Origin of the sequence: Pseudomonas sp. W15Feb34, from assembly GCF_023127765.1 — a bacterium.
Taxonomy (GTDB): domain Bacteria; phylum Pseudomonadota; class Gammaproteobacteria; order Pseudomonadales; family Pseudomonadaceae; genus Aquipseudomonas; species Aquipseudomonas synxantha_A.
Genome location: NZ_SPKN01000035.1, coordinates 80,963 through 107,416, shown reverse-complemented (window position 1 = coordinate 107,416; position 26,454 = coordinate 80,963). Strand labels below are relative to the sequence as shown.

Below are 26,454 nucleotides of genomic sequence, written 5' to 3'. Positions count from 1 at the left end.
GAAAGCGGTGGTTCAGGCGACGAGGATTTCGCCTGTGCCGCCGCCATCGCAGCCTCGCCGGGACTCGACAGCTCCCACATTTTGGCGGTGTTGTTGTCGGGAGTTGTGCTTGGCGCGATGGCCCTGCCAACTGGGTTGAACCCTGCACCGCCGAACCCCTGTGGGAGCTGTCGAGCTTTAGCGAGGCTGCGAAAGCGGTGGTTCAGGCGACGAGGATTTCGCCTGTGCCGCCGCCATCGCAGTCTCGCCGGGGCTCGACAGCTCCCACAGTTGGAATGTGTGCCTTTCGAGAGTTGTGCCTGCCCCTGTCAGAACTTCGTCTGTAGACCCACCCTGAGGGTTCGGCCCGGTGCCGGCATAAAGCTTTGCGCCAGCGGGTCCAGGTAGTAGCGGTCGGTGAGGTTTTGCAGCGAGACATTCAGTTGGGTGTGGTCCTGCAATTTGTAGTTGAGGAACAAGTCCACCAGCGTCACTTCGCGATAGACCAATTGTGGCGTGGTGGCGCCTGCCTGCCAGGGTTTATCGGCGGTCACCGTGGGGCCGGAGGTGTAGGTGATGCGCGTGCCGACCGTCAGCGACTGGTCGAAAAAGCGCACGCCGGTGGTCAGGTTGGCGGCAAAGCGTGGCGGGTTCTGGGTGTTGGTGTAGGAGCCCATGAAACTGCCGGGCGTGCAGTTGGGCGTCTGGCTGGTGTCGCGATAGCGGTTGCTGCTGGCACGCAGGCGAGCGGCGAACGCCGAGTCGCAGGTTTGGGTCTTGAGGTAGTAGGTGGATGACAGGTCGGCAAACACACGGCCGGCATCGTAATGGGACTGCAACTCCAGGCCGCTGGTCTTGAAGCTGTCGGTGTTGCTGAATTGCATCTGGCCCATCAGGCCGGGGCTGGGGTCGTAGTAACGGGTGATGTAGTTTTTGATCGTGTTGTTGAAGTACGCCAGTTTGATCGCCGCCTCATCGTCAGCCACAAACAGGCCTTTTTGGAGGGTGCTGGCGCCGATTTCCCAGTTGCTCGAACGCTCGGGCTTCAAGCCTTTGCCGGGTAGGGTTTGTAATACGCCCTGGCTGGTCTCGAACAGCGACGGCATCCGCAGGCCCTGGGTGTAAGAGGCGTAGACGAAGGTGTCGGGCGCCACCTCCAGATTGATGCCGAAGGCAGGCGCAAATGCACCGCCGCTGTTGCGGTTTTTTCCGGAGTAGTCATAACCGCTGACCACTTCGCCCACCTGGGGCTCATACGCCGTGGTATCCGTGGCCCCGAAATCGTTATAGCGCGGGCCCTCAAATGGGTAGTTGGTGTTACTGAAAACGATGCCGTTGTTCTGGCGCGGGTCGGTAGCGTCGGTGTAGTCCCCGTTCATGTCGGGGAACCAGAGCATGTTGCCGTAGGCCCCGGCGTTCGTGGCTGACACGTAGCGCAACGGGCGCTCTTCCCGGCGCGCCGTTGAAAGCGGCACATGGTCTTGTGTGCGGTAATAGGTATAGCGGCCACCGCCCCATAGTGTCAGGCGGTCCACGGGTTGGTATTCGAGCTTGCCGTTGAGGTTGAATTCCTGGCGTGAACCATCGCGCAAACTGCGGTTGGCGTTGATGTCGTGCTGGGTGGTGACCACGCCTTTTTGCGGGCGCAGCTCTTCGACCTGGAAGCCACCGCCCAAGTCCAGCTTGAGGTCACCATAGTCGCTGGTGAACCGTGAGGTATTGGCCAGGTCACCGCCGATGCGACGGTTGGCCTGACGGCTCCAGTTGCGGTCCGAACGGTAGGCTTGAGAAGCGGGCGCGAGCACTGAAGTCAGTTGGCTGGTTTGCGCATCGGTCATCCACAGGCTGGTGGTAAGGTCCACCAGCGGGTTGTTGGTGGGCAGGTAATGGTAGCGCGCGGTATAGGTGTCGATCCGGGTATGGCCCAGCGGGTACTGGTAGATGCCGCCGGTGCCGAACCGAAAAATATCCGACGGCATGATCTCGCCGATGTGCCCGTTGTAGCGCTGGTAACCGAGGTCGAAGGTGTGCTCGTCGGTGGGGCGGATCGTAGTCTTGAGCAACCAGGATTCAGTCTCGGCCGACGAATTGAGTACTTCTTCGCCGGCGTTATAAGTGCTGGCCACCGTGCTTTCTTCGTCGCCATAGCGGTCGTAGGTACGGTAGCGATCCTGGCCCTTTTTGCCGGCAAAATAGTTGCCTTGATTGCGGTGAGCGTAGGCTGCGACCACATCGAACAGGTCATGGGTGTAGGCAAACGCGGCGCTGCCGGATTCGGCTTGGGAACCGAACAGCCCGCCACGGTTTCGGTGCGGTTCGGCGTACAGGCTGCCCTCGGATGAGTGACCGTCGCGGTAGGCGGGCGCAACGCCGTTGTTCCACGCCTCGCCCTTGAGGCGCAGGCCGATGTTTTGCCCATCGCGCAGAATGTCTTCAACCCCCAGGGTGCGCATTTTAACCGTGCCGCCGATGGCGCTGGAGTCAACGCTGGGGCCCTTGTCGATGGTCACGTCGCTGATCAAATCCGGGTCGATGTAACTGCGCTGTTGGGTGCCGGCATAGCCGCGATACACATCCAGCGCTTGCTGCGCGCCATCCACCGTAACCGCCACGCGGCTCTGGCCCTGGATGCCGCGGATGTTCACATCCAAACCGCCGCCGTTGCGGCTGTCGCCCACCTGCACGCCGGGCTGGCCTTTGAGCAGGTCGCCGGCGGAGATCACGCCGAAGCGTTGCATGTCCTCACCGGAGATATACACGGAGGAACGCGGCGCCGAATACACCTGCTGTTTCTGCGGGTCTTCGCCGGTGACTTTCTGCGTGGGCAGCGCAAGCGCCGTGCCGCCCGGGTACAGCTCGTAGCTGCCATCGGCCAGGCGCTGATAACTCAAGCGCGTGCCTTCCAGCAGCCGTGTCAACGCGGCTTCGGTGGTGAAGTCGCCGGTCAGGCCCTGGCTGCTCTTGCCGGCAGTCAGCGTGGCGCGCCCCGCCATGCTGATGCCCGCCTGTACGCCGAAGCGCGAGAGCACCTGGTCCAGCGTACCGGCGTCGATGTGGAAGTGCTGGCGCTCATCGGCTGCCAACACCGCCGCGCCGTACAGCGGTTGCAAGCCAAGAAACAGCAGGCCGAGCGTGCGGCTGCGCAGAACATGGAGGGGGGAGGTCATGCAGGGCTCCTGAGGGTGAAGGCCCACCTGTTTCGATGGGTTGTTCCCATAGGCCAAGCGACGTGGAAAAAACTGCGCTGTATTACGAAAATATTTTCAGGCCGGCACCACGGTCACCCAATAACGCGTGCGCCGCTCAATGCGCACCGGCAGCGCCTTGGCCAGCAGGGCCAGGGCGGCGTCGGTGTCGTCGAGCTGGAAACTGCCGGTGACGCGCAAGCCTGCAACGGCTTCGCCACAGCGCAGAATCCCTGGGCGATAGCGCGAGAGTTCGGCCAGCAGCGTGTCCAGGCGCATGCGTTCGGCGGGCAGCAAACCCCGCAGCCAGGCCTGGGCGAGGAACCCATCGACAGGAGCCGGCGCGGCGATACCCTGGCTATTGACCTGGGTACGCCAGCCCGCGTCCAGCCGCAGGGGCAGTTGGTGGCCTCGCGCATGCACCTGCACCAAACCGCGCAGGACCGTCACCTGGGTACCCCGGCGGTCGTGGCGCACCAGCAGATGAGCGCCCGGGCTATGCAGCGTCGCGTCGGGTGTCAGCAGTTGCAGCGCCCGCGATTCGACGGGCGCGTCCAGGGCCATCTCGCCTTCGACCAACTGCACGCTGCGCTGTGCGGCGTTGAAGTCCAGGTTGACCGCGCTGGCGGTGTTCAGCCACAACGAACCGCCGTCGGCCAACCGCCATTCGCGCCGCTCGCCGGTGCCAGTGCTATAAGTGGCCAACGCCGAACGTACTACGGTGGACTGCGCACCCTGCCACGACAGCCCGCCGAGCAGGCCGACGGCGAGCAGCGCCTTGAGCATCTGGCGGCGCTGCTGTGGATCATTGCCGGCAGCTTCCAGCGCCCGTCGCGTGGTGGCATCCGCCAACAGCGTCGCTCCCGGTTGCAACGACAACGGCAAACTGCTGACGCGCTGCCAGGCGTATTCATGTTCGGTATTGGCTTGGCGCCATTGCTGCAAAGCCAAACAATCGGCAGCGTTCATCAGCCCGGATTGGCTTTTGACTAGCCAGTTGATGGCGCTGTCGCGGACCTGCGGATCAACCGGCAGGCTCATTCAAAACGACTCGCGTAACACACGCTGAACGCCTTGCCCATGGCCCGCTGCACCTGAGCCACGCTGAGGTTCAGCTGCGCGGCGATTTGCGGGTAGGTCAAGCCGTCGAGCTGGGACAAGAAGAAAATCCGCCGCACCGGCATCGACAGCCCCACCAGCAATGAGTCGAGTTGCAGCAGGGTCTCGATGGTCAGCAGTCGCTCCTCCGGCGAGGGCTCCAACGCTTCGGGCCGAGCGGCCAGTGCCTCCAGGTAAGCGCGTTCAATCGCCTGGCGCCGCCAGCGATTGATCAGCAAATCATTGGCAATCTTGGCCAGAAACGCCATGGGCTGGCGCAGCTCGCCCACCTCCTGGCGCGAACACAACACGCGCACGAAGGTGTCGTGGGCCAGGTCCTCGGCATCGGCACGGTGCCCCAGACGTCGATGCAACCAGCCCCGCAACCAGGTGCGGTGGCGGGTATACAACTGCTCGACCGGCGAGGCGGTGCTGTCGTTGAACATGTGAGATTCGCTTGGCTTAAATGATAACTCTTCTCATCTTATGGGTTTTGGTTAAGGGTTGTACAGCGCTAAGCAGCGTACGCCTGCGCTCAAATCCACTGATCGTTGACTGCCGTCCGCTCTCCGCCTTCGTGTCCGGTGTTCAAGATGCCCCTTGGCTCGATCATCATCAGCCTGGCTTCTCCTTCGGCGGCGGTCCTGTGCTCAATGCCACGCGGCACCACATACAACTCACCCGGCTTCACATACACCGGGCCACCCGGCAGGTCGATACGCAGCGTGCCTTCAAGCACCAGGAAGGCCTCATCGGTTTCCGGGTGTGAGTGCCAAATGAACTCGCCCTCGATGCGTACGACCTTGAACTGGTAGTCGTTCATTTCGGCAACCACTCTTGGGCTCCATTGCTGATCGATGAGCGAGGCTTTGTGCGCGAGGTTTACAGGCTGGGTGGGGTGCTGTAGTTGAGTCATGCTGGATCCTCTTTTTGGGAGGAGCCAGAGTATCCGGGCGAACGATCAGCGGGCTTGTACGATCCTGCAAGGGGTTCACCAAAAACGTCAGTGCCGTGCCAACCGTACGCGCCAGTCGCCACCGTGCTGGCGTTGGCAGTCTTCTTCACAGTCAAAATGTACACAGCGATTGATAGGCACGGGCGGAATATCGGCTTCGTGCAACGCAGCCGCAGCCAGCTCACGCATGCGTTGATCGGCGCCGGTTGCGAGAGCCTGGTCCTTGTTGGTGCGGGTGTCGAACACCCAGGTTACACGCAGGCTTTGGGGGAAGGCCGTGTAATCGACGGTGTGGGTCAGCCAGGCGAAACCGATGATTTCGCCCTTGGCGGTCTCGCAGGCCTCAGTCAGGCTGGCGACCAGGCGGCGCTCAATGCGTGCGTTGTCGCGCTTGGATGAAGGCATCAGTGGCTCCTCAGGGTACGGCGGGTTTTTAGCGCTGCTGGAAGGCTACTTTCAACCCAAGGCCCATAAACAACGTGCCGATGATTTTCCCTTCCCAGCGCCGCAGCCGGGAAAGCCCCTTGATGCCTCGGCTCAAGGGGCGAATTGCGATGGCCAGCAGGCTGGTGTAGACCGCGCTGAGCCCCGAGAAGATCAAGCCCAGTACCGCGAACTGCACCAGCGACGAGCCCGATTCCGGGTGGACGAATTGCGGCAGGAACGCCAGGAAGAATATCGCCGTCTTCGGGTTCAGCACCTCGGCACCCACCGCCTGGAAAAACGCCTGTCGCGGCGAGACCGCAGGCAGCTCAAGCCGCCCGGAGGTGCCTGACTTGGCCATGAACGCGCGCACGCCCAGGTAGATCAGGTAAGCGGCACCGGCCCACTTCACGGCGTTGAACGCAGTCGCTGAGGTCATCAGAATCGCCGACAGACCCAGTGCGGCGCACAGCGTATGCACCAGATCACCGCATGCCACACCCAGCCCGGTGGCAACGCCGACCTTGCGGCCACCTTGCACGGTACGAGTGATCACCAGCAGCACGGAAGGGCCGGGAATCAGGAATAGACCGATCACCACGGCGACATAGGTGATGAGGGAGGCGAGTTCGAACATGGGGGCTGTCTCGGTGTAGGCGTGGCCTACAGTAATCCTTATCTGAAGGACGAATGCAACGGCGCCCCAGGCGTGCGCCATGACGATGCGACTGTGGCGCGACCCAGCACCTGCGGCGAGGGAGCTTGGTCCCGTGACTGCCTGGAGGCCGCCGACTATTGGGTGGGGGCGCCATGAGTCTTTCAAACACAGCGTGTCTATCTATTTTATTGAATCATGCAGATGAACGAACTGGGGGCGTTCCTGAGGGGATGTTGGGTTCGCCTTACAGTCCACGGCCAGTTCGGTGAGCGCGATCATTCGATCGTAGCGCACGAGCATCATTTGCACGTAACAACACATCAGGAAGAAAAAAATATTGACCGCTGCTACGGCAAATATCCAATCCATGTGGGCGGTGATCCCGGCGCTGTCCAGGGTTTTGGCAAAGCTTGAGAGGCCGATAACCAAAGCGAGGGCTCCGGGTAAAATACCGACTTTTTCCAAAGCCCCAGTGACCATATAGGTGCGCTTTTCGAAACTGTCGCGTTCGCTTTTCAGTTCCAGTGCCCCAAGCTTCAGGGTTTCTCTGGACAGTGCTACGAGCTCTGGCAAATGCCGTGCTTCCACTTGCATGACCGTTTTTACGTTCCACTCCAAAAGATTGGCGAATGGGGCGGTGAACATTTTCATTAATGAATGGCGGTACAGCAGCACCCCTAGCAAAGGGTAAAGAAACATCGCCAGGTAAGAGAACGCAATCAGCCCCCAGCTCACGCTGAACCACCAGTACGCTTGAAAGGCTTTCCCTAGCCCGGCCAGCACAATCGCAAGGATTGAGGGACCTACCACTGCGAGCCAGAAGTAAAGAACGCCAAATCGGTAATCCCAGCCAGCTTGATTTTGCTTGCGACTGTTGCGGATCGTTTGTTTATAGGTCTGCTCGATTTGGGCGTTGATGTGCAGGTATTTTTCAATTTCAGAGGTCATGGCTTTCCTTGGGTGTTATCTGCCGGTTGCTTGGCATTCTGTCGATTCCATTCGTAGGATGAGCGGCTGGAGCAACCACGGTCGTGAATCGTGGAAATGGGTTGTAGGGGGCTCATTTATTATAAGTGTTGATCAACGATCTCAACGTATGGTCCTCCCAAACACCAGCAATCTTCAGATAGGCTCGCGCATGTCCTTCCTTCTCAAACCCCAGCGACTCCAGAAGGCGTTCACTTCGCACATTGCGGGGCAGATGATTGGCCATGATCCGATGAAGCCCCAACTGCTCAAAGCAATGACGGTTGGTGACCTGAAGTGTTCTTTTCATCAGGCCACGGCCCTGGGCAGATTCCGCCAACGAAAAGCCGAGATGACAGGCCTGAAAAACGCCCCTCACAATGTTCGTGTAGTTACACCGCGCTAGAACCTCTCCGCTCTCGGGTTCAAGCAAGAGGAAACACAGAGCGTTGCCAGCCTGCATATTGTTTACCTGCTGCTCGACCCTGGCCTTGGCGTTGCCAGTGGTGAAGTATTCCTCATCCCTGAGCGGCTCCCAGGGTTGCAGATGCCTGCGGTTGACGCTTTCGTAACGGCTGATCCTCTCGAAATCGTCGCGGCACAATGGCCGAAGGCAGTAGCCCTCAACGCAATACTCCATAAGCCCCTCCAGATTGATCAATGGCCCCACCTCACTGCGTAGCCGCAAAGAATAGCGCCGCTGCGCGTAAAGCGACCCCTTTCATGGCAAACAGGTCTACCATGCCAGCCCCGGCAGTGGTTTCACTCGCTCCCGAACTCCATTTTTCAAGGTAGCGATAATGTCCATCGACCAGATCTCCCTCCCCAAAGGTGTCGGCCCTCACGCCGCCAAGCTGCTTGACGCTATTACTGGCGCCTCGACCCATGAAGAACTTAACCGTGCTGGCGGTAAAGCCGAGGGTTTTGTGCTGGGGCTGGAGGCCACCAAGGCGATCAAAAGCCAGATTGCGGAGTCGCTGTATGTGGCGTATGACGACGCGGCGAGCAATCGGGCTGGTGAACTGAAGGGCTAGTGCACGTCAGTCCATGGTTCCCGAATGAGGGCCAATCGCCGGAATAGGCTGACGAACATAATAATTGTCGAATTCACTGCTTTCGATGAACTGGAAGCCATGGCGAGTATAAAAGCGATTCGAAGCGCTTTCTTTGAGAGCCCCCACTTTAATAGGCAGCGCAGCCGCATCCGCCTCTTTGAAAATCTGAGAGAGAACAGCAGACCCTACCCCTGACCCTTGCGCGCTCGGCCTTACATACAAGTGGTCGAGCAAGAGTTCATTGGGGTGATGTTTGACCACTACGAAACCCACCCGCTCTCCAGATGCCTCGATGTGGCGTGTGTTGCGAGCTTCAAAGCCGCCAAGAAACCGCTCCCGCGCACGCACTGGGTCAAATCGCCCAACACGCTCCAGGCTTTCGCGCATGGCCTCGATTCGAATGGCTACCAGATTATCCAAGTCGCTATGTTGAGCAGGGACCAAAATGATGGGGGAATTTTGATTGGGTGCGACGGGCATATTGTGTGCTCCAACTACCATCCTGGGGGCTCAGTATAGAGAGCCTGATACTGATGACGCGACCTGCATGGTATGTTCGCGGCATACATGGAGTAACGGGCGCCAGGAAGGAAATGGCCATGCCAGTGGACACCCACGCAATCCGCATTCTCTCGCAACGCCTTAGCATCGAGCCCTTCTGCGAGCAGGACGCTGTTGAGTCTTTCTCTTGTATCTCACCGTCTCTGACTCGCTACATGTCCTGGGAACCGCCTGCCTCGCTGGAAGAGTACGCGCAAGTCTGGGGGCGGTGGCTGCCTGCGATAGCGGATGGCAGCGACATCGTGTTCACGGTCAGGGAGCTGATAAATGCTCATTTTGCCGGCTTGGTCGGGCTGCATCATAGCGGCAGTGAAACACCGGAGTTGGGCATCTGGATCCGTGAAGATAAACACGGGCTGGGGTTTGGTGGTGAAGCGGTGCGGGCGGTTGTTCGGTGGGCTAGCAAGCGAGTGGCGGCAAAGTACTTCATCTATCCTGTTGCGACGCAGAATCGTGCGAGTCGGCGTATTGCCGAGGTTTTGGGGGGAGTCGTTATCGAGAGGCGGATGGCGGAGAAATATGATTCGGTTGTGTATCAGATACCAGGGGTTTAACTCTGGGGATCAGGTTGGTCGGATGCCTGCTTTCGGCTGATTCTGTTGAAAAAGTCGGACGCGGTTCTCTGGGCAGAAAAGTAAGCGCGTGAGATTGAAATCTTAAATGGTCGCACAGGTACTCCGGACAGAGATTTCACGTAGCCGCGCGAAAAACAGGCTCCTACAACGCTCAGATTCCGGGCAATCCGGGAGAACCGACTTTTTAACAGAATCGGCAAAAAGCTGACACTCCGTTTGTCTTTGAAACGAGCGGCGATCAAAAGGAGTATTGACTAGGATGTCATTGAGCCAGTACAAAGGCGTGGCAGTCAGCTCTTTTTATAAATTCAACCGTGAAAAGGAAATCAAAATGGCCGATGCTCAAGTAACGTGCATTAACAAACCTAATGTAAATAGTTCCCATGAACACATCACTCATTTAGGCAATCCTGCAAATCAATGGCGCTGGACTCGGGAGCAAGTAATTGCCAGTATTGATGCTGGTACAAATACCTTCTATGTGATCGATCCGGTGAGTGGTGCCCGTGCAGACATTGGTGTCGTACGCGAATCTGGTCGTGCTCCCTATTTACGTACTTATGCAGACAGGCAGTGGAATAATAACTTGTTGTCGCTCAATCAGTGCCCCATCTGATTAAACACTGAGTTTCCACTGGTTTTTTTGATATTTTTGATTGAGACCTTTTGGCCGAAAGCCAACGATCGCCAACGGCACAGATCGGCCAGAAGCTGCCGGTGGCGACGGACAGAAAGCGGCCAGAAGCCGTCATCGTAAAACGATTACGGACTGCTTAGTCATCAAAGTCCGTTGACATAGGGCGCCAGTTATTGCCAGCGCCCGTTGAGAGGCCGCAATCGGGACTCGTAGAAAGTCCGCCGCTAGGCCCTGTTGAGAGGCCTCCACCTGGAGCGGGAAAGGGGACGGATTTCACCTAGGGAAAATAAATCTGTCCCTTTTTCCAGCCCCTTTTTCCTTTTTCGGCTGCAGTCGGCCAAAAGTGATCATTCATACTTTTCGTTGATTAAAGAGAAAATCTTTCCACGCTCGATGAGAGCAGAAAAACCTCTCGCACACTTTCTGATTTTCAAACCTCAAAAAAATCTTTACACACATTCTATAAGTGGTAGCATTTGGCCTTCTTTTATGGCGGCAAGGATGAATCATGAGCCAAGCACTATTGCAGGAGGTCGCGACATGGAAGGTGGAAGCAAGGCTGGAAGATACCAGCAGGTATTTTTTTCATATAAATATTGTAGATAAGATAACTTCAGGATCTAAGTCTTTCGTTATAGGAAGAAAGGGAACAGGTAAAACGGCCATTACAGAACACATTGTTAAAGATGTCAGTTATTCTCGGTTTGCAAAAAAGCTATCATTCAAGAGCTTTCCTTTTCAAGATCTTTATGAGTTGACGAACAATAGCTACACTGCGCCTAATCAATACATGACGCTATGGAAGTACTTGATATATAGCTCTGTTGCTAAATTGATGATAAAAAACGAAGCTATAGACAATTCGATTCGCCAAAAGCTGAGTGCGGTTTATGAGGGCGACGTTGAGCGGTCCCTTGCTCGAAGCATTAGACGGTGGGTAAGTGGCACCTTTAAAATTTCTATTCTCGGAAGCGGCATAGAAGCAAGTGGCGCAAATGCTGAACAGAAAAATGAAACCTCGTGGATCGAACGTGTTGAAACACTTGAAGATTTGCTTTTAGAACACTTGGATGGCTCTGAGTACCTAATTGTTTTTGATGAGTTGGATGAAGATTATCGAGATATAACTGATCCAGAGAATTACAAGCGCTATACTGCACTGTTGACTGGATTGTTCAAGGCTGTGCAAGACGTCCGGTCGGTTTTTGGTGAGCCTTACAAGCTATTTCCTGTTGTATTCCTACGCGACGATATTTATGACTTGTTAGTGGATAATGATAGAAACAAGTGGAACGACTTGAAGGTTCCACTTGCTTGGGACGCAACTACAATTAAAGAGCTTTTGGCTTTTCGGATCTCTAAGGCGCACTCATCAATAGATCCCGCACTGCCTTTCCATCAGGCATGGAAAATGCTGTTCACAAACTCGCCGGTAAAGTATGGGCACAAACAGCAGAAAGGGATGAAAATATTTGACTATATCACTAGAAGCACTCAATTGAGGCCTAGGGATTATATACGATACTTGCAAGCCTGCGCGGAAGAGGCTCTTCGGGATAACAAATCCAAAATAACGCCAGAAATAGTTACAAAAATCGACAAGTCTTTTTCTAATTATCTTCGCAGCGAAATTGAAGATGAAATAAGCGGTTTCTTACCAAACATAAAGTCGATATTGAATTTGTTTTCAATTGTGAGAAAGCAAACGCTTTCCATAACAGAGTTTGAAGCTGCTTATGAAGAGGAATCAAAAAATACCACTCTAGAAAGAACTGCCGACTTTGTATTGACGGTGCTTTTCAATTTCTCCGTAATTGGTAATCAGCCCAAGCAAATCAATACTCACGTATTCAGGTATATCACCCCTGAGGCAAACTTCAATCGCAAAGAACCAATAGTTTTGCATCGCGGGCTCTTTAAGTCTCTTCAAATAATTTAGAGTCCATGTATGATGGTTTGTTTTTAAACAAGTCATCCTTTGTTTCAAGATACGATGGGGTTGTAGCCCGCTATGACCCGAATCACCTTCGCTGCTCAAGACTCTTTGGCTGACCGCTTCTGGCCGAGAGATATCATTGACTTCCGGTCACTTTCGGCCGGAACCTGCTATTAAGTTTTGTCCGCACCAATAAGACTGAAAAGGGAACAGATTTGAATGGCACTTACTTAACAGCTAACCGACTGATCTGATTGCAAAAAAAGAAAAAATGGAAAAGGGGACGGATTTATTTCGAATCTGAAAAGCGGAGCGTCCCACGTATTGTTTGAGGCCGGTGATTTCATCGCTATCACACCCGACCAGTTTTTAACTGCTGGGCTATCCGGCTGGTTTCAACCGAAAAAAATGGATGGCAAGCGCTGCTAGGCACGTAGGAGCGACGCCAGGAATTTTGCATGCCCGGGATGGCTTGCATACCCGTTGGATGGTTACAAGGCCGTCCAGAAAGAGGCCGAGAAAATAGGCCTGATCAGTAAGTCGGATTAAGTAGGAAAAGCCCATGAGTATCACGAGTTTTCTGGTAGCGATCACCGCATTGACGGAAAAGGGGAATCGTGTGTCGAGGGTGCAATTTGAGTGATCGATTAAGCACCCGCTGTCCCCAACAATTCTAGCCGCTTTGCTTCCAGATGTGACATGTATTTTATGGGCTGAAATTCAACTGAGAAATTAGACTTGCTACGAGAACCTTGCCAGAGCTGGACGTGTTCGTTTTGTCCTGCGAGAACCAACGCGATGATCTCAATCGCAGTGGGAGACATGTCAGGGCCGAAGTAGATGCCAGTGAGCGCTTCGGAAGGATACCTATACGCCTTGCCGGCTTGGCTATGAATAGCACGCCACTCGTGTTCGTAAGCCCAATCAATCGCTTTGGTGCAATAGAGATCGGCCACAGGGTCGTAGTCTTCACCGCACAGGATCGGAACGATGTCGATAATAGGCATGTCTTGTGTGTAGCGGACCTTCTTAATCTTGTGAAATGGATCGGCCAAGGTTGAAAACTGCAGGCAGAAACCTTTGCAATGATCCCCGTAGTGGGACCACATCAACAAGTTGTCCTTCTTCTCTGAAAAGCAGCTGACCCCACGTTGTGACAGAAATCTTTTGATCATGTCATCTAAGGTTTTTTGACCTGTGCGAAGGAGCATAGCCCGGAGTACAGCAGGAGACGCCCTCTCGAACTCGCGCCGAATCCCATTTTCGATTTCGGGCTTCGCTAAGTAATGGCTTCGCAGTTTCTCAATATCGGCGTCAGTTGGCTCCTTGATGCGCGGTGAAAGCGCGCAGTCGTAAGGGTCATTGAAAGCTAGCGGGGAGCCGAAATAGATGAATTGGTCCTTCAGGTTCTGAAGCGATTGTGCGGTAAAGCGCTCGTACTTGTAGAGGTGCATCGGCGATGACATGGGTTCAATTATCCTAGATAAAAACCTGACGCTACTGTTTCGCTATCAGTCTGTCCACAGTCCGTTGCTAGCCGAAGCGGTCACCGCTCTCATCGTCAGGTCAACCTATCTTCGTTTCGGTTTTAACTGATCATCTTCCGCACAACGCACTGCAATGCCCATTGGCCGCTCTACCTAGGAGGCGCTCACACAGCCAAGCTTCTCGAGACCAATCCGGCGTTTCTTTCTATGAAGAGCTCAACCGCGTCGGCGGCAAGGCAGTCAAAGCAGAGGATTTTGTAACGAGGCTGGAATCCCCCAATGCCATCAAGCGCCAACTCGCCGAGTCGTTGTACATGGCTTACAACGACGCGACGAGTCATCGGTCTAATGAGCTGAAGAGCTAATCATCAGCCAGGGCAGGGTGCTTCGCGGTCCAGGAGTCTGGCGGTAAGGAGTACGCCCAGTTCGCTCAGTTGGTGGATGGCGAGAGTGATGTCGCGGTGTTTGCCGTTGAGGTCTTCGGACAGGTCGAGCAGCAGGGTGCTGACGCTGGTGAAGGTTTCGTAGCTGTTGGTGATGAGGGTTTCGTTGCTGGCGTTGGGGGCGACGGTGAAGAGGGTGATTGAATCGTTAACCATGGTTAAGTTCCTTGCTTGGGCCACTTTCCCATCGCTACTAAACAATAGGGGCGGTAGCTGTACGCAGGTTAGTAGACCGGTGGAACCTAACAAAACCGGCGCGTCCGAGGACGCCCTACGCACAGCCACCATCAAGCACAGACGGGAACGTCTGATGGATGAAGCGTGTGCACTTGTTAGGTCTAAAGGTGGGCTACTAAACCCGATCACTGAACAATTCAGCGACCGAGCCACCTTAGAGACGGCCACCCCAGCGCACAAGCCGGCGGATTCTGACGCACGCGTAGGCAATGGAGCAAGGCGCGGTGTGGAAATCGGATTTTGCCTTCAGGCGCTGCGTTATCGTTTGGGTTTTTCGCGAGCAAGCTCGCTCCTACAGAAGTGCCATATTCCGGTGTTATGGTTGGCGCTGACGATGGAGGACTGAACATGACATTGACTGTCGACACCTTGCTCGAATTGGCCATGGCCAACCCTATCAATGCGCAAATCACCGCGCGCCTGCCGGATCTGGGTGTGCAGCAGTGCATGCTCACGGCGGGCTGTTTGTTCCAGGCGGTGTGGAACCATCAGGCGAATCTGCCGGCGGCTCAGGGCGTGAAGGACTATGACGTTTTTTACTTTGACGAGGACCTGTCCTACGAGGCGGAAGACGCGGTAATTCGTGCGGCGCAGGTGCTATTCCAAGACCTGGGGGTGAATGTGGAGGTCAGGAATCAGGCGCGGGTGCACCTTTGGTATGGGCAGCGGTTTGGCCGGCCCTATCCACAGTTGCATTCGGCCAGGCAGGGCGTTGATCGGTACCTGGTGGCGGGCACGTGCATTGCGCTGGAGATTGCCTCCGGCGAGGTGTATGCGCCTTATGGCTTGGAGGATGTGGAGCAGGGGGTGTTGCGGATCAACCCTTTGCACGCAGAGCCCGAGCTGTTTTTGCACAAGGCCAGGAGTTATCAGGCGCGTTGGCCGTGGCTCAAGATTGTCGAGCCGGGCTGAGCCCCCGCTCACAAATCCAGTAACCCCCCGAGTACGCCGCAGCCTATCACCACCAACCATGGCGGCAGCTTCCACACCATCAGCGCGACCAGTGCGAGCAACGCCAGGGCCACGTCATACCCGTTGAAAATCGCGCTGGTCCACACCTGCTGGTACAGCGCCGCCAACAACAGGCCAACCACCGCCGCGTTCACCCCGGCCAGCGCCGCCTGGGTGCGCGGGCTTTTGCGCAGGTTGGCCCAGAAGGGCAAGGCGCCGAAGATCAGTAGAAACGAGGGGGCGAAGATCGCCAGCAGCGCGATCACCCCGCCAAGCCAACCGCTCGGGGCGTGGGTCATGGAGGCGCCGAGGAAGGCGGCGAAGGTGAACAGCGGGCCGGGCATAGCCTGGGTGGCGCCGTAACCGGCGAGGAATACATCGTTGCTGACCCAGTGGCTGGGCACCACTTCGGCTTGCAGTAGCGGCAACACTACGTGGCCGCCGCCGAATACCAGCGCGCCGCTGCGGTAGAAGGCGTCCACCAGCGCCAGCGTGGGGTTGAGCGCCCATGCGGAGAGGAGTGGCAAGCCTATAAGCAGCAGCAAAAACAGCATCAACCACAGGGCTCCGGCACGGCGGCTGATGGCGATGGGCAGCGCGTCGGGCTCGGCACTGCTCTCGGGCTTGAACAGCAACAGGCCGGCCACGCCTGCGACCACCATGACCCCGACTTGAGCCCAGGCGGAGGGTTGCAGCAGCACCACGCAGGCGGCGATCAACATCAACGCCACCCGTAAAACGCCTCGGCACAGGTTGCGTGCCATGCCCCATACGGCCTGGGCCACCACCGCTACGGCGACGACCTTGAGGCCGTGCAGCGCGCCATGGGGGAGGGCGCCGCCGTAGTGGGCCAGCCCCAGGGCAAACAGGATCAGGGCGATGGCCGACGGCAAGGTGAACCCGGCCCAGGCTGCCGCCGCGCCCCGGTAACCCGCGCGGGACAGGCCCAACGCGATACCGACCTGGCTGCTGGCCGGGCCGGGCAGGAATTGGCACAGGGCGACCAGTTCGGCATAGCTGCGCTCGCTGAGCCAGCGGCGGCGGCTGACGAACTCTTGGCGAAAATAGCCCAGGTGCGCAATCGGCCCGCCGAAGGAAGTGAGGCCCAGGCGCAGGAAGATCAGGAACACTGACCAGGGGCTGCTGCGGTGATCGGCAAGCTGAGGCAAGGGGGCGTCTCGGGCAACGATGCTGGATGTTGCCGACCATAACCAATTTTCATGACGCGCAGAAGAGCGGGTATTTTGCTGCTCCCATTGAATTTATCCGCGGTTGCTTGAGTCACTCAAAGCAGTGCATTGTTTTTCCATCCACAGGACCTCAAGGACCGACCATGACCTTTTTCATCTTCCTGCTCGCCTGCGCCGCCGCCGCCAGTACCGGTGTGATCTTCAAACCCGGTGCCTGGTACGAATCCCTGGTCAAGCCCAGCTTTACCCCGCCCAATTGGCTGTTCCCGGTGGCATGGACGATCATCTACCTGCTGTTGGCCTGGGCCGGTTACCGCTTGACCCTGATCCCCGGCAGCGAAATGGTGTTGGCCTTGTGGGCGGCGCAGATTGCATTGAACACGCTGTGGACGCCGGTGTTCTTCGGGGCCCATCGGTTGTTCGCCGGGATGGTGATTATCGTGCTCTTGTGGCTCACCGTGGCAGCGATGGTGGTGCTGGCCGTGCGCCTGGATTTGATTACCGGGCTGATCCTGTTCCCGTATCTGGCGTGGCTGTGCGTGGCCGCGGCGTTGAACTTCTCGATCCTGCGTAATAATCGCTGATGGCTTACCAGCATTGGCCCGCCAGTGAGCCCGAACTGGCCCAGATGCGCCGCTTCAATCAGAAACTGGCGTGGATGCCGCGCTTTAAAATCCGCAACCGCGTGACGCCGCGCATGATCCAGGCACTGCTACGCGCCAGCCAGACGTTCAAGAAGGCGCCCGTGGTTGAGCTGAAAAGGCTGGGCACGGTGCCCGTGCGCATCTTGCGCCCCAGTGGCAAGCTCAAAGGCGTGGTGCTGGATATCCACGGCGGTGGCTGGGTGATCGGCAATGCGCAAATGAATGACGACCTTAACCTCGGCATGGTCAACGCTTGCGATGTGGCGGTGGTGTCGGTGGATTATCGGCTGGCGGTGGATACGCCGATCGAAGGGGTGCTGGACGATTGCCTGACGGCTGCGCGCTGGCTTTTGGCGGACTGCCCGGAGTTTGCCGGCTTGCCGGTGTTTTTCGTTGGCGAGTCGGCCGGCGGGCACTTGGCGGCGGCCACCTTGTTGGCGCTCAAGCAATGGCCCGAGTTGCTCCAGCGGGTAAGCGGCGCGGTGTTGTATTACGGCGTCTACGATTTGACCGGCACGCCCAGTGTGCGCACGGCCGGGCCGGGCACCTTGTTGCTGGACGGTCCGGGCATGGTCCAGGCGCTGCGCCTGCTGACGCCGGGGATCAGCGACCAGACGCGCCGGCAGCCGCCGTTGTCCCCTTTGTATGGGGACTTTGAGGGGCTGCCGCCAGCGCTGATGTTCGTGGGCGAATTGGACCCGCTCAAGGATGACACCCTGCTTATCGCCGAGCGATGGGCGGCGGTTGAGGCCCATCTACTGCCGGAAGCGGCCCATGGGTTTATTCATTTTCAGGTGGCGATGGCCGATCGCGTGTTGGCTTACGCTCGCCAGTGGATAGCGGGTCGGATCCTTGGCGATGAGCGTTAGTATCGAGGCGGTGCAGGCCGCTGACATTCCCCAGGTGCTGAGCTTCGCTTTGCAGGCGCGTGATGAACTGTTTCCGTCGCTCAGTGCCAGCGGAGTACCCCAGGATCTGGCGCAGTTTGAAGCCATCTATCTTGAGGGCGGCGGGCGGTTTTTGATTGCTCGTGCCGAAGGCCGGATAGTTGCCTCGGTGGCTTATCGGCCCTACGACGGCCGCTTCCCGCAGTTGAACTATCAGGGTCGCAAGACGGTGGAAGTGGTGCGCCTGTATGTGCTCCCGGCAGTGCGCCGCCTGGGCCTGGCGGGCCAGTTGTACCGCTCGCTGGAGGCGCTGGCGCGGGCGAATGGCGTGGAGGTGATGTACTTGCACACCCACCCGTTTCTGCCCGGCGCGATTGATTTCTGGCGGCGGCAGGGGTTCGAAGTGGTGGATGTCGAGGCCGACCCGATCTGGCAAACAACCCATATGCACCTGCCTCTGTAGAACCAATGTGGGAGAGGGCTTGCTCCCGATGAGGGAGTGTCAGCAAACACATCTATGACTGACCCACCGACATCGGGAGCAAGCCCCCTCCCACATTTTGATCACAGTTGGCTGTCAGGCTGTCACCAGAACAAGCTGCTCCAACCTACAGGTTCAGTTGGAGCGCAGACGCAGGATTTGCGCACCGTCGAACGGGTCTGTCAGGTAATGCCCCTGTGCCCCGAAGGTCTCTTGCAAACGCTGCGGCGTCAGCACTTGCAGCGGCGCGCCCAGCGCCACCAGTTGCCCGCGATCCAGTACGGCCAGGCGATCACAGGTCAGCGCCTGATTCAGGTCATGCAGCGCAATCAAGGTCGTCACCGGCAAGCCTTGCACGCCTTTGAGGATCGCCAGTTGATGCTGGATATCCAGGTGATTGGTCGGCTCGTCCAGCAACAAAATCTGCGGCCGTTGCGCCAGGGCGCGGGCGATGTGTACGCGCTGACGCTCGCCACCGGAGAGGCTGCGCCAGGCGCGTTGGCTCAGGTGGGTGGCGTCTACGTCATGCAGGGCCTGGTGCACGATGGCATCGTCTTCGCGCGACCACGGGCTCAGCGCCGACAGCCACGGCGTGCGGCCCAGGGCCACGGCATCGAACACGCGAATGGCGTCGTCGGTGTCGGCCTGTTGCTCCACGACCGCCAATTGTTGCGCGATGGTGCGGCGCGGCAACTCACCCAGCGACTTGCCACCCAGGCGAACATCGCCGCTGGCCGGCACACGTAATCCAGCCAGCAATTTGAGCAGGGTGGATTTGCCTGAACCATTGGGCCCGACGATGCCGAGGGTTTCACCCAACTGCACGTCCAGGTCAATGTCACGCAGCAACTGCGCCTCACGCACTTTGAAGCCCAGGCCGCTGCAACTGAGCACGCTCATCGCGCATTCCTCCGGCCAATCAGGATCAGCGCAAACACCGGCGCGCCCACCAATGCGGTCACCACACCCACCGGAATCACCTGGCCCTTGATCAAGGTGCGCGACAGCACGTCCGCTGCGATCAAAAACAGCGCGCCACCCAAGGCGCTGGCCGGCAACAAGCGCGAATGCCCGGTGCCAAGCAACAGGCGCACCGCGTGGGGAATCACCAAACCGACAAACCCGATGGAGCCGACGATGGACACCATCACCGCCGTCACCAGCGCAGCGCAGGCCACCAGCACAAATTGCACGCGGCGCACCGGGATGCCGAGGGAGGCCGCCGAGTCGCTGCCGAAGGTAAACGCATCCAGTGCGCGACGGTGCCACAGGCACACCGCGAGCCCCACGACCGCCACCGGCACCGCCAACCACACCGATGGCCAGCGCACGCCGCTGAGGTTGCCCAGCAGCCAGAACATAATGCCGCGGGCTTGTTCGGAGCTGGCGGACTTGGTGATCAGGAACGCGGTCAGGGCATTGAACAACTGCGAGCCGGCGATGCCCGCGAGGATGATCTGCCCGGTGCCGCTGGACGATCCGCTGGCCCGCGCCAGCAGCGTCACCAGCGCAAACGCCGCCATCGCCCCCACAAACGCGCCGGCCGATAACGACACCAGGCCACCGCCCACGCCAATCAAGGCAACGAGTACCGCGCCGGTTGACGCGCCGGCGCTGATGCCCAGCAGGTACGGATCGGCCAGCGGGTTACGCAGCAGTGATTGCAGGATCACGCCGCATGTTGCCAACCCTGCGCCGCAGGCTGCGGCCACCAGGGCACGGGTGAGCCGATAGTTCCACACCACACCTTCGTCGATGGGGTCCAGCACGAAGCCTGCGCCCCAGAGTTTATTGGCGAGCACCTGCAGCACCACCTGCGGTTCGATGGCAGTTTCACCGATGGCGACGCCAGCGAGTAGGGCGAGCAGCAGCAACGCCAGGGCGAGTAGGGTGCGCATCATTGGCCCAGGTTATAGCCGTCGATGGCGGCGGCCAGTTGTTCAAGGCCTTCGAAGGTGCGCAGGCTCGCCTGCAACGCCAGGGCGTCGAGGATGATGATGCGGTTGTTCTTCACCGCGTCCATGTTGCGGGTCACGGGGTCGCTGTGCAGGAAGGCGAGTTTCTTTTCATGGTCGTCGGCCGGGTAGCGGCGGCGGTCCATGCGTGCGATCACCAGGAAGGTGGGGTTGGCCTTGGCGATGGTTTCCCAGCCGACGGCGGGCCACTCTTCATCGGACTGCACGACGTTACGCAGGCCTAGGGTTTGCAGCATGAATTGCGGCACGCCCTTATGGCCGGCTACGTAAGGGTCGCTGGCCATTTCGGCGCTGGAGAACCACACCAGTGCGCTAGCCTGCTTCAAGCCTTTGCCCTGCGCCGTAGCGACGGATTTGGCCAGGCGCGCCTTGAGTTCGTCGGTCAGTTGCTGGCCGCGATCCTGTACGTCGAAAATCTGCGCCAGTTGCTGGAGGCTCTGGTAGATCGTCTCGATGCGAAAGGGCTCCAACCGGGTGCCATCGGCGCCCACCAGGTTGTCCTTGCCTTCGCAGTCGGACGGCAACAGGTAGGTGGGGATCTTCAGTTCATGAAACTGCTCACGGGTGCCGACCACGCCTTGGGGCCCTACCACCCATTCCAGCTCGGCGGCCACCAGTTGCGGGCGCTTGGCGAGTACGGCTTCGAAGCTTGGCTCGTTGTTGGCCAGGCGCTCGATGCGGTCGTCCTGGGCCTTGTACTGCGCCGCCACGTTGTTGAACCACAGCGAAGTGCCGACCACCTTGTCGCCCACGCCCAGGGCGTAGAGCATCTCGGTGGCGGCTTGGCCGATGGTCACGCTGCGGGCGGGGGCGTGCTGGAAGGTCAGGGTGCTGCCGCAGTTTTGCACGGTCAACGGGTACTGAGTGGGCGCGGCTTGCGCCAGGGCACACATACCCAAGCCTGCGATCAGGGCGGTAACGCGTGGCAGCATGAGGCGATCTCCTTGTGAACCGTAGATGCAGCAGGGGAGGTACGGCTCGGAAATACGCCCATGGACGCTGCTGATGGGCAGGGCCAGGATGTCCTTCCCGGACACCCCGCCGGTTAGTGAATTAGCTGGGCCGGCAGGTCTCCTGACTGATGCGTCGTCGCCTTGTTCCCGCCTTCCCGGACGCGGTCCAGTGGCAGTGGGGAGCAGGCTCGGCATCTACAGTTGCGGGGGCAGTTTCGGTTCACGTCGCGTGCGGCGTTTCGAATTCCCTGTTAGTCCCATACGGGAACCGGCGGCGGTATGGTAAGCGATCGCGCCCTGTAGGCGCGAATCAGAGTCGAATATCTTGCGGCCCGCGGATCAGCGCTTCGATCCGGGTGCCTGTGGCGCGCTCTTCGTTGCTGAACCCGTCGTAGTCGGCCAGGTTGGCGAAGCGGATGCCGGTCAGTTGTTCGATCGCAATCACACTGCGCTGGTAGGTTCGAAGCGGGCCGAATACCAGGTCGAGTTGGCCCAGTTCGCGGCTTTGGTCAATCGTGTAGGCACTGGCCGAGGGCTTGCCATCGTCGCTGAGGTAAGCCACCACTTTCCAGAACGCCTTGGGGATTTTCACGCCACGGTAAAGCCGGTCGTCATCGGCGAACACTGGCCCGGTAAACACCGTGGCCCGGGCTTTCCAGCGCTGGGTGTTGTCGAGGATGTAGTCTTCGAGCTCCAGCCAGGTTTTCTGGTTGAAGCCGCTCATTTGAGGGGAGCAGTTGGTGAAGTGAAAGGTGTCGAAGTTGGCGGTGTTCGCCTCGTCGCCCCAGTTGGGGTCCTGGCGCCGTACCAGGTGGCCGCGGTCCAGGCCATTGCCGGCATAGAGGTCTTCACCTACTTGGGCGTCCAGGGGCAGGCGGCCATCGTAGGCCCAGGTGTCGTTGCTGCGCGTGATGTCCACATGCTTGGCGCCGTCGATATTGACCCCCACGTAGAGCGCCAATCGTCGGGAGCGCGACATGGTGATGGAGAAATGCGTGTAGTCCAGGCGCTTGGGTTGCACGTCGCCCGCCAGTGGCTCGCCAACCGTGGGCCATGGCACCACGAAATCGCTGAGGAAATCGTCGGCATAGCCCGCGCGGTTTTTGAAGTCCTTGGCCGCTGTGACACGCGGCGTCGCGGCTCTGGCTTCCAGCAGGGTGGGGCTGGCCGCGACCAATGGACGCAGGTCGGCGAGCCTTGGGCGGTGGGAAAGGTCGATTTTGGCTGTGCGGGCGGGCATGGGCATGTTCCTTATGGGCCTCGGATAAACACCACTGAAACACAAACTCATGACAATTTGGCCCAGGGGGCGAACACAGGGCTATCCTGAAAACCGTTACCCGGACGTTCATCACACGCCAAAAAGGAGCCAGCTCATGTGTGTTCGCCAACTGCGCAACCCGATTTTCTGCCTGATCCCGCCGTACATGCTCGACCAGATCGCCCGCCACGGGGATAAAGCCCAGCGGGAGGTCGCATTACGCACGCGCGCCAAGGACAGCACGTTCCGGTCGTTGCGTATGGTCGCGGTACCCGCCAAGGGCCCGGCCCGCATGGCACTGGCCATGGGCGCCGAGAAGCAACGCTCGATCTACAGCGCCGAAAACACCGACAGCCTGCCCGGCAAGCTGATTCGCGGCGAAGGGCAGCCCGCCAGTGGCGATGCCGCAGTAGACGAAGCCTATGACGGCCTGGGCGCCACCTTCGATTTTTTTGACCAGGTATTCGACCGCAACTCCATCGACGATGCGGGCATGGCGCTGGACGCCACGGTGCACTTCGGCCAGGACTACAACAACGCGTTCTGGAATTCGACCCAGATGGTGTTCGGCGATGGCGACCAGCAGTTGTTCAATCGCTTCACCGTGGCACTCGACGTCATTGGCCATGAGTTGGCTCATGGCGTGACCGAGGATGAGGCCAAGCTGATGTACTTCAACCAGTCCGGCGCGCTGAACGAGTCGCTGTCGGATGTATTCGGTTCGTTGATCAAGCAGTACGCGCTGAAGCAAACGGCCGAGGACGCCGACTGGTTGATCGGCAAGGGGCTGTTTACCAAAAAGATCAAAGGCACCGCTCTGCGTTCGATGAAAGCCCCGGGCAGCGCCTTTGATGACAAGCTGCTGGGCAAAGACCCGCAGCCGGGGCATATGGATGATTTTGTGCAAACCTACGAGGACAATGGTGGCGTGCATATCAATTCCGGCATTCCCAACCACGCGTTCTATCAGGTGGCGACCAAGATTGGCGGGTTCGCCTGGGAGCGTGCAGGGCGGATCTGGTATGACGCACTGCGCGATTCGCGGCTGCGGCCCAATTCCGGCTTTTTGCGTTTTGCGCGTATCACCCATGATATTGCCGGTCAGCTTTATGGCGTAAACAAGGATGAGCAGAAGGCGGTCAAGGCAGGCTGGAAAGCGGTGGGCATTAACGTTTGACGAAGCCGCCTGTGCGGCGAGGAACAGCCATGCGAATTTCAATCAAGGAAAGCGGCGGGGCGGCGTTTTTTCCAGGGTTGGCCAAACCGCGCAGCGTCGAACTGGACGCGCTGCCCGAGCAGGACCAGCAAGAGTTACGGCAACTGATCGAAGACTCGGGTTTCTTTCGGTTGCCGCAAAGCACTCGCCCTGAACCAGGCAACCCCGGCCAGGTGCATTACACCCTGACAGTGACGGAAGGCGCGCGCGAGCACACGGTCTGTGTGCTCGCGCCGGTAAAGTCCCAGGCCCTGGATGGTTTGGTGCAGTGCGTGCGACGACATATTAATTGTTGAAGCGCCAAGGCTGGCAGGCTACTTACGATCCAGCCACACCGTCTGCGCATTGCAGAACTCGCGTACACCGAAGTGCGACAGCTCGCGACCGAACCCGCTCTTCTTCACGCCGCCAAACGCCACCCGCGGGTCTGACACGCTGAACGCGTTGACGAAGACCCCGCCGGTTTCCAGCTGGTCGGCGACCGCTCGCGCCTTTGCCGAGTCGGCCGTGAAGATGCTGGCGGTCAGGCCGAACTCGCTGTCGTTGGCCAGGGCCACGGCGTGGTCGGCGTCGCGGGCGGTGATGATCGACGCCACGGGGCCGAACAGTTCCTGTTTGAACGACGTCATTTGGTCGGTGACGTCGGCCAGTACGGTCGGCTCATAGTAATTGCCCGCGCCCGCGACTTTATGGCCGCCCAGCAGCAGCCTGGCGCCTTCTTCCAGGGTCGCCTGGACCTGGCCGTGCAGTTCGTCACGCAGATCAAAACGCGCCATGGGGCCAATATAGGTGGCGGTCGAGGTGGGTTCGCCCATCACCAGGGCGCGGCTGGCTTCCAGGAATTTGGCGGTGAAGGCTTCAACCACGCCTGCTTCGATGATCAAGCGCTTGGCGGCGGCACAGACCTGGCCGCTGTTCTGGAAGCGGCCGATGACGGCGGCTTGTACGGCGGCGTCGAGGTCGGCGTCGTTGAGCACGATAAACGGGTCGGAGCCACCCAGTTCCAGCACGCATTTTTTCAATGCGGCCCCGGCCTGTGAACCGATGGCGATGCCTGCGCGCACGCTGCCGGTGAGGGTTACGGCGGCGATGCGCGGGTCGGCGATGGCGGTGGACACGCCGTCCTGGGTCACGTTGATCACTTCAAACACACCTTCGGCAAAACCGGCTTTGCGCAGCGCTTGCTGGATCAGGTAGGCGCTGCCCATTACGTTGGGCGCATGTTTGAGTACATAGGTGTTGCCGGCGAGCAGGGTCGGCACGGCGCCGCGCAGCACTTGCCACACCGGGAAGTTCCACGGCATCACCGCGAGAATCGGGCCCAGTGGGCGGTATTCGATCCGGGCGCTGCCGTTGTCCACCAAGGTAGGTTCCGGGGCGAGCATGGCCGGGCCGTGGGCGGCGTACCACTCGCTGAGCTGGGCGCATTTTTCAATCTCGGCGCGGGCCTGGGCGATAGGCTTGCCCATTTCCAGGGTGATCATCTGTGCCATGTCTTCAGCTTGCTCACGCAGGGCGACAGCCAGGGCCAGCAGATAGTCGGCACGCTGGTTCACCGGGGTGTGGCGCCAGGTACGGAAGGCATCGGTCGCGCGGGTGAGGGCGGCATCCAGTTGTGCTGCGCTTTCATAGGGGTAGCTGGCAACGGTTTCACCGTTGGCGGGATTGATCGACAAGGCGTGGGTCTGGTGGGAAATAGCGTTGTTCATGGCACCGTCCGGCTGAATGAGTGGAATGGGACCAGCGTACGGGGCTGTATCTTTTCTGGAAACTGAATAATATTAAGCAATACGTTCATGAATGGAGAATGACTTGGATCTGGTGCAGCTGGAAATCTTCAAGGCGGTTGCCGAACAAGGCAGCATCAGCGCCGCCGCACAGTTGATTCATCGGGTGCCGTCGAACCTCACCACGCGCATCAAGCAACTGGAGCAGGATTTGGGCGTGGAGTTATTCATCCGTGAGAAGAGTCGATTGCGTTTGTCCCCTGCGGGGTGGAATTTCCTCGGCTATACGCGGCGTATTCTCGATCTGGTGCAGGAAGCCCGCGCCACGGTGGCGGGGGAGGAGCCCCAAGGCGCCTTTGCCTTGGGCTCCCTGGAAAGCACGGCGGCGGTGCGTATCCCGGCGTTACTAGCGGCGTATAACCAGCAATACACCAAGGTGGAGTTGGACCTGAGTACGGGCCCCTCGGGCACCATGATCGAAGGCGTGCTGTCGGGCCGGCTGACGGCGGCCTTTGTCGATGGTCCGGTGCTGCACTCCACGCTGGAGGGTGTGGCGGTGTTTGAGGAGGAGATGGTGGTGATCGCGCCGCTGCATCACGCGCTGATCAGCCGGGGGCAGGATGTGAATGGCGAGAACATCTATACGTTTCGCTCGAACTGCTCGTACCGGCATCACTTTGAACGCTGGTTTTCACAGGATGGCGCGGTGCCGGGCAAGATCTTCGAGATCGAGTCATACCATGGCATGTTGGCCTGTGTCAGCGCCGGGGCCGGGCTGGCGCTGATGCCGCGCAGTATGCTGGAGAGTATGCCGGGGTGCGCGGCGGTGAGTGTGTGGCCGTTGACGGACAGCTTTCGACTGCTCAATACCTGGCTGATCTGGCGGCGGGGCACGGTTTCGCAGAGTTTGAACAGTTTCGTAAAACTGCTGGAAGAACGCAATCTGCCAGCACCCTAGATCAAATGTGGGAGC

28 protein-coding genes and 1 riboswitch are annotated in these 26,454 nt (G+C 58.9%); of the genes, 11 read left to right on the top strand and 17 right to left on the bottom strand.

Annotation, left to right across the window (positions count from 1 at the left end; translation table 11 throughout):
* Nucleotides 1-308: 308 nt before the first annotated feature.
* The 8 genes from E4O97_RS17375 to E4O97_RS17340 all read right to left on the bottom strand — a co-directional run bounded on the left by E4O97_RS17375 (nucleotide 309) and on the right by E4O97_RS17340 (nucleotide 7,904).
* Entirely contained in the window at nucleotides 309-3,146 is a 2,838-nt protein-coding gene (locus E4O97_RS17375) for a TonB-dependent receptor (RefSeq protein ID WP_216091837.1), read from the bottom strand.
* A gap of 96 nt (nucleotides 3,147-3,242) precedes the next feature.
* Nucleotides 3,243-4,205, bottom strand: coding sequence for a FecR domain-containing protein (locus E4O97_RS17370; protein WP_228308746.1), 963 nt, complete (start codon nucleotides 4,203-4,205; stop codon nucleotides 3,243-3,245).
* Entirely contained in the window at nucleotides 4,202-4,708 is a 507-nt protein-coding gene (locus tag E4O97_RS17365) for a sigma-70 family RNA polymerase sigma factor (RefSeq protein ID WP_060767271.1), read from the bottom strand. Before E4O97_RS17365 ends, E4O97_RS17370 begins: the two co-directional genes overlap by 4 nt.
* 89 nt (nucleotides 4,709-4,797) lie before the next feature.
* Nucleotides 4,798-5,178 (bottom strand): cupin domain-containing protein, encoded by a 381-nt coding sequence (locus E4O97_RS17360; protein ID WP_248128860.1) that lies wholly within the window; start codon nucleotides 5,176-5,178, stop codon nucleotides 4,798-4,800.
* Nucleotides 5,179-5,265: 87 nt separating this feature from the next.
* On the bottom strand, nucleotides 5,266-5,622 hold the full coding sequence (locus E4O97_RS17355) for a hypothetical protein (RefSeq protein ID WP_103733753.1): 357 nt from the start codon (nucleotides 5,620-5,622) through the stop codon (nucleotides 5,266-5,268).
* 28 nt (nucleotides 5,623-5,650) lie between these two features.
* Nucleotides 5,651-6,277 (bottom strand): LysE family translocator, encoded by a 627-nt coding sequence (locus tag E4O97_RS17350; protein ID WP_103733754.1) that lies wholly within the window; start codon nucleotides 6,275-6,277, stop codon nucleotides 5,651-5,653.
* Nucleotides 6,278-6,478: 201 nt separating this feature from the next.
* Nucleotides 6,479-7,246, bottom strand: coding sequence for a hypothetical protein (locus tag E4O97_RS17345; RefSeq protein WP_216091832.1), 768 nt, complete (start codon nucleotides 7,244-7,246; stop codon nucleotides 6,479-6,481).
* A 112-nt stretch (nucleotides 7,247-7,358) separates the two neighbouring features.
* Nucleotides 7,359-7,904, bottom strand: a complete 546-nt coding sequence (locus tag E4O97_RS17340; protein ID WP_248161828.1) for a GNAT family N-acetyltransferase — start codon at nucleotides 7,902-7,904, stop codon at nucleotides 7,359-7,361.
* Between the two features lie 160 nt (nucleotides 7,905-8,064).
* On the opposite strand from E4O97_RS17340, the gene E4O97_RS17335 reads away from it, so the two are divergent.
* Nucleotides 8,065-8,298 carry a hypothetical protein gene (locus E4O97_RS17335; RefSeq protein ID WP_003192651.1) on the top strand — a complete coding sequence of 78 codons (234 nt, stop codon included), beginning with the start codon at nucleotides 8,065-8,067 and terminating at the stop codon, nucleotides 8,296-8,298.
* A 6-nt stretch (nucleotides 8,299-8,304) separates the two neighbouring features.
* Here E4O97_RS17335 and E4O97_RS17330 read toward each other — a convergent pair whose 3' ends face one another.
* Entirely contained in the window at nucleotides 8,305-8,799 is a 495-nt protein-coding gene (locus E4O97_RS17330) for a GNAT family N-acetyltransferase (RefSeq protein ID WP_248161805.1), read from the bottom strand.
* Between the two features lie 119 nt (nucleotides 8,800-8,918).
* Here E4O97_RS17330 and E4O97_RS17325 point away from each other — a divergent pair, with 119 nt between their 5' ends.
* From E4O97_RS17325 to E4O97_RS17315, 3 genes are all read left to right on the top strand, one after another.
* Nucleotides 8,919-9,434, top strand: a complete 516-nt coding sequence (locus E4O97_RS17325) for a GNAT family N-acetyltransferase (protein ID WP_248161803.1) — start codon at nucleotides 8,919-8,921, stop codon at nucleotides 9,432-9,434.
* Nucleotides 9,435-9,714: 280 nt separating this feature from the next.
* Complete coding sequence (locus E4O97_RS17320) at nucleotides 9,715-10,071, top strand: DUF3892 domain-containing protein (RefSeq protein ID WP_196492830.1); 357 nt, start codon at nucleotides 9,715-9,717, stop codon at nucleotides 10,069-10,071.
* A 529-nt stretch (nucleotides 10,072-10,600) separates the two neighbouring features.
* Nucleotides 10,601-12,031 (top strand): hypothetical protein, encoded by a 1,431-nt coding sequence (locus tag E4O97_RS17315; protein ID WP_047711430.1) that lies wholly within the window; start codon nucleotides 10,601-10,603, stop codon nucleotides 12,029-12,031.
* 644 nt (nucleotides 12,032-12,675) lie between these two features.
* Here E4O97_RS17315 and E4O97_RS17310 read toward each other — a convergent pair.
* Complete coding sequence (locus tag E4O97_RS17310) at nucleotides 12,676-13,494, bottom strand: DUF2971 domain-containing protein (protein ID WP_248161801.1); 819 nt, start codon at nucleotides 13,492-13,494, stop codon at nucleotides 12,676-12,678.
* A gap of 389 nt (nucleotides 13,495-13,883) precedes the next feature.
* On the bottom strand, nucleotides 13,884-14,114 hold the full coding sequence (locus tag E4O97_RS17305; protein WP_248161800.1) for a DUF6124 family protein: 231 nt from the start codon (nucleotides 14,112-14,114) through the stop codon (nucleotides 13,884-13,886).
* Nucleotides 14,115-14,543: 429 nt separating this feature from the next.
* Between E4O97_RS17305 and E4O97_RS17300 the strand changes: the two genes are divergently transcribed.
* The gene (locus E4O97_RS17300) at nucleotides 14,544-15,107 is read left to right on the top strand and encodes a nucleotidyltransferase family protein (protein ID WP_216091825.1); all 564 of its coding nucleotides are present in this window, start codon (nucleotides 14,544-14,546) and stop codon (nucleotides 15,105-15,107) included.
* 8 nt (nucleotides 15,108-15,115) lie between these two features.
* Here the strand turns inward: E4O97_RS17300 and chrA are convergent, their stop codons facing one another.
* Nucleotides 15,116-16,315: a chromate efflux transporter gene (gene chrA, locus E4O97_RS17295; protein WP_248161799.1), complete on the bottom strand. Its 1,200-nt coding sequence runs from the start codon at nucleotides 16,313-16,315 to the stop codon at nucleotides 15,116-15,118.
* Nucleotides 16,316-16,479: 164 nt separating this feature from the next.
* Between chrA and E4O97_RS17290 the strand changes: the two genes are divergently transcribed.
* From E4O97_RS17290 to E4O97_RS17280, 3 genes are read left to right on the top strand one after another with little or no spacing between them, the layout of a single operon-like run.
* A complete protein-coding gene (locus tag E4O97_RS17290) occupies nucleotides 16,480-16,920 on the top strand; it encodes a TspO/MBR family protein (protein ID WP_003192600.1) in 441 nt (146 codons plus the stop codon).
* Entirely contained in the window at nucleotides 16,920-17,849 is a 930-nt protein-coding gene (locus E4O97_RS17285) for an alpha/beta hydrolase (RefSeq protein ID WP_078821864.1), read from the top strand. The genes E4O97_RS17290 and E4O97_RS17285 overlap by 1 nt, the downstream gene beginning before the upstream one ends.
* Nucleotides 17,839-18,330 carry a GNAT family N-acetyltransferase gene (locus E4O97_RS17280; RefSeq protein WP_248161798.1) on the top strand — a complete coding sequence of 164 codons (492 nt, stop codon included), beginning with the start codon at nucleotides 17,839-17,841 and terminating at the stop codon, nucleotides 18,328-18,330. Before E4O97_RS17285 ends, E4O97_RS17280 begins: the two co-directional genes overlap by 11 nt.
* Before the next feature lie 153 nt (nucleotides 18,331-18,483).
* Here the strand turns inward: E4O97_RS17280 and E4O97_RS17275 are convergent, their stop codons facing one another.
* The 4 genes from E4O97_RS17275 to E4O97_RS17260 form a co-directional block, all read right to left on the bottom strand.
* Nucleotides 18,484-19,248 (bottom strand): ABC transporter ATP-binding protein, encoded by a 765-nt coding sequence (locus E4O97_RS17275; RefSeq protein ID WP_248161797.1) that lies wholly within the window; start codon nucleotides 19,246-19,248, stop codon nucleotides 18,484-18,486.
* Entirely contained in the window at nucleotides 19,245-20,249 is a 1,005-nt protein-coding gene (locus E4O97_RS17270; RefSeq protein WP_032880229.1) for an iron ABC transporter permease, read from the bottom strand. Before E4O97_RS17270 ends, E4O97_RS17275 begins: the two co-directional genes overlap by 4 nt.
* The gene (locus tag E4O97_RS17265; RefSeq protein WP_216091822.1) at nucleotides 20,246-21,256 is read right to left on the bottom strand and encodes an ABC transporter substrate-binding protein; all 1,011 of its coding nucleotides are present in this window, start codon (nucleotides 21,254-21,256) and stop codon (nucleotides 20,246-20,248) included. Before E4O97_RS17265 ends, E4O97_RS17270 begins: the two co-directional genes overlap by 4 nt.
* A 114-nt stretch (nucleotides 21,257-21,370) precedes the next feature.
* A riboswitch (cobalamin riboswitch) is annotated at nucleotides 21,371-21,565 on the bottom strand.
* 22 nt (nucleotides 21,566-21,587) lie between these two features.
* Nucleotides 21,588-22,517 (bottom strand): DNA/RNA non-specific endonuclease, encoded by a 930-nt coding sequence (locus tag E4O97_RS17260; RefSeq protein WP_248133211.1) that lies wholly within the window; start codon nucleotides 22,515-22,517, stop codon nucleotides 21,588-21,590.
* Between the two features lie 136 nt (nucleotides 22,518-22,653).
* On the opposite strand from E4O97_RS17260, the gene E4O97_RS17255 reads away from it, so the two are divergent.
* Nucleotides 22,654-23,715, top strand: coding sequence for a M4 family metallopeptidase (locus E4O97_RS17255; RefSeq protein ID WP_078821860.1), 1,062 nt, complete (start codon nucleotides 22,654-22,656; stop codon nucleotides 23,713-23,715).
* Between the two features lie 29 nt (nucleotides 23,716-23,744).
* The gene (locus E4O97_RS17250; RefSeq protein ID WP_032880234.1) at nucleotides 23,745-24,050 is read left to right on the top strand and encodes a protealysin inhibitor emfourin; all 306 of its coding nucleotides are present in this window, start codon (nucleotides 23,745-23,747) and stop codon (nucleotides 24,048-24,050) included.
* 18 nt (nucleotides 24,051-24,068) lie between these two features.
* Here E4O97_RS17250 and E4O97_RS17245 read toward each other — a convergent pair whose 3' ends face one another.
* A complete protein-coding gene (locus E4O97_RS17245; protein ID WP_248161796.1) occupies nucleotides 24,069-25,463 on the bottom strand; it encodes an aldehyde dehydrogenase family protein in 1,395 nt (464 codons plus the stop codon).
* A 103-nt stretch (nucleotides 25,464-25,566) separates the two neighbouring features.
* On the opposite strand from E4O97_RS17245, the gene E4O97_RS17240 reads away from it, so the two are divergent.
* Entirely contained in the window at nucleotides 25,567-26,439 is an 873-nt protein-coding gene (locus E4O97_RS17240; protein ID WP_248161794.1) for a LysR family transcriptional regulator, read from the top strand.
* Nucleotides 26,440-26,454 lie beyond the last annotated feature (15 nt).

Bases quoted from the DNA above. Each gene is read 5' to 3' on its own strand.
- E4O97_RS17370 (WP_228308746.1), bottom strand. From the start codon at position 4,205: ATGAGCCTGCCGGTTGATCCGCAGGTCCGCGACAGCGCCATCAACTGG.
- E4O97_RS17335 (WP_003192651.1), top strand. From the start codon at position 8,065: ATGTCCATCGACCAGATCTCCCTCCCCAAAGGTGTCGGCCCTCACGCC.
- E4O97_RS17345 (WP_216091832.1), bottom strand. From the start codon at position 7,246: ATGACCTCTGAAATTGAAAAATACCTGCACATCAACGCCCAAATCGAG.
- E4O97_RS17310 (WP_248161801.1), bottom strand. From the start codon at position 13,494: ATGTCATCGCCGATGCACCTCTACAAGTACGAGCGCTTTACCGCACAA.
- E4O97_RS17355 (WP_103733753.1), bottom strand. From the start codon at position 5,622: ATGCCTTCATCCAAGCGCGACAACGCACGCATTGAGCGCCGCCTGGTC.
- E4O97_RS17375 (WP_216091837.1), bottom strand. From the start codon at position 3,146: ATGACCTCCCCCCTCCATGTTCTGCGCAGCCGCACGCTCGGCCTGCTG.
- E4O97_RS17325 (WP_248161803.1), top strand. From the start codon at position 8,919: ATGCCAGTGGACACCCACGCAATCCGCATTCTCTCGCAACGCCTTAGC.
- E4O97_RS17275 (WP_248161797.1), bottom strand. From the start codon at position 19,248: ATGAGCGTGCTCAGTTGCAGCGGCCTGGGCTTCAAAGTGCGTGAGGCG.
- E4O97_RS17320 (WP_196492830.1), top strand. From the start codon at position 9,715: ATGTCATTGAGCCAGTACAAAGGCGTGGCAGTCAGCTCTTTTTATAAA.
- E4O97_RS17290 (WP_003192600.1), top strand. From the start codon at position 16,480: ATGACCTTTTTCATCTTCCTGCTCGCCTGCGCCGCCGCCGCCAGTACC.
- E4O97_RS17300 (WP_216091825.1), top strand. From the start codon at position 14,544: ATGACATTGACTGTCGACACCTTGCTCGAATTGGCCATGGCCAACCCT.
- E4O97_RS17330 (WP_248161805.1), bottom strand. From the start codon at position 8,799: ATGCCCGTCGCACCCAATCAAAATTCCCCCATCATTTTGGTCCCTGCT.
- E4O97_RS17360 (WP_248128860.1), bottom strand. From the start codon at position 5,178: ATGACTCAACTACAGCACCCCACCCAGCCTGTAAACCTCGCGCACAAA.
- E4O97_RS17245 (WP_248161796.1), bottom strand. From the start codon at position 25,463: ATGAACAACGCTATTTCCCACCAGACCCACGCCTTGTCGATCAATCCC.
- E4O97_RS17350 (WP_103733754.1), bottom strand. From the start codon at position 6,277: ATGTTCGAACTCGCCTCCCTCATCACCTATGTCGCCGTGGTGATCGGT.
- E4O97_RS17285 (WP_078821864.1), top strand. From the start codon at position 16,920: ATGGCTTACCAGCATTGGCCCGCCAGTGAGCCCGAACTGGCCCAGATG.
- E4O97_RS17280 (WP_248161798.1), top strand. From the start codon at position 17,839: ATGAGCGTTAGTATCGAGGCGGTGCAGGCCGCTGACATTCCCCAGGTG.
- E4O97_RS17260 (WP_248133211.1), bottom strand. From the start codon at position 22,517: ATGCCCGCCCGCACAGCCAAAATCGACCTTTCCCACCGCCCAAGGCTC.
- E4O97_RS17250 (WP_032880234.1), top strand. From the start codon at position 23,745: ATGCGAATTTCAATCAAGGAAAGCGGCGGGGCGGCGTTTTTTCCAGGG.
- E4O97_RS17315 (WP_047711430.1), top strand. From the start codon at position 10,601: ATGAGCCAAGCACTATTGCAGGAGGTCGCGACATGGAAGGTGGAAGCA.
- E4O97_RS17265 (WP_216091822.1), bottom strand. From the start codon at position 21,256: ATGCTGCCACGCGTTACCGCCCTGATCGCAGGCTTGGGTATGTGTGCC.
- E4O97_RS17365 (WP_060767271.1), bottom strand. From the start codon at position 4,708: ATGTTCAACGACAGCACCGCCTCGCCGGTCGAGCAGTTGTATACCCGC.
- E4O97_RS17305 (WP_248161800.1), bottom strand. From the start codon at position 14,114: ATGGTTAACGATTCAATCACCCTCTTCACCGTCGCCCCCAACGCCAGC.
- E4O97_RS17255 (WP_078821860.1), top strand. From the start codon at position 22,654: ATGTGTGTTCGCCAACTGCGCAACCCGATTTTCTGCCTGATCCCGCCG.
- E4O97_RS17340 (WP_248161828.1), bottom strand. From the start codon at position 7,904: ATGGAGTATTGCGTTGAGGGCTACTGCCTTCGGCCATTGTGCCGCGAC.
- E4O97_RS17270 (WP_032880229.1), bottom strand. From the start codon at position 20,249: ATGATGCGCACCCTACTCGCCCTGGCGTTGCTGCTGCTCGCCCTACTC.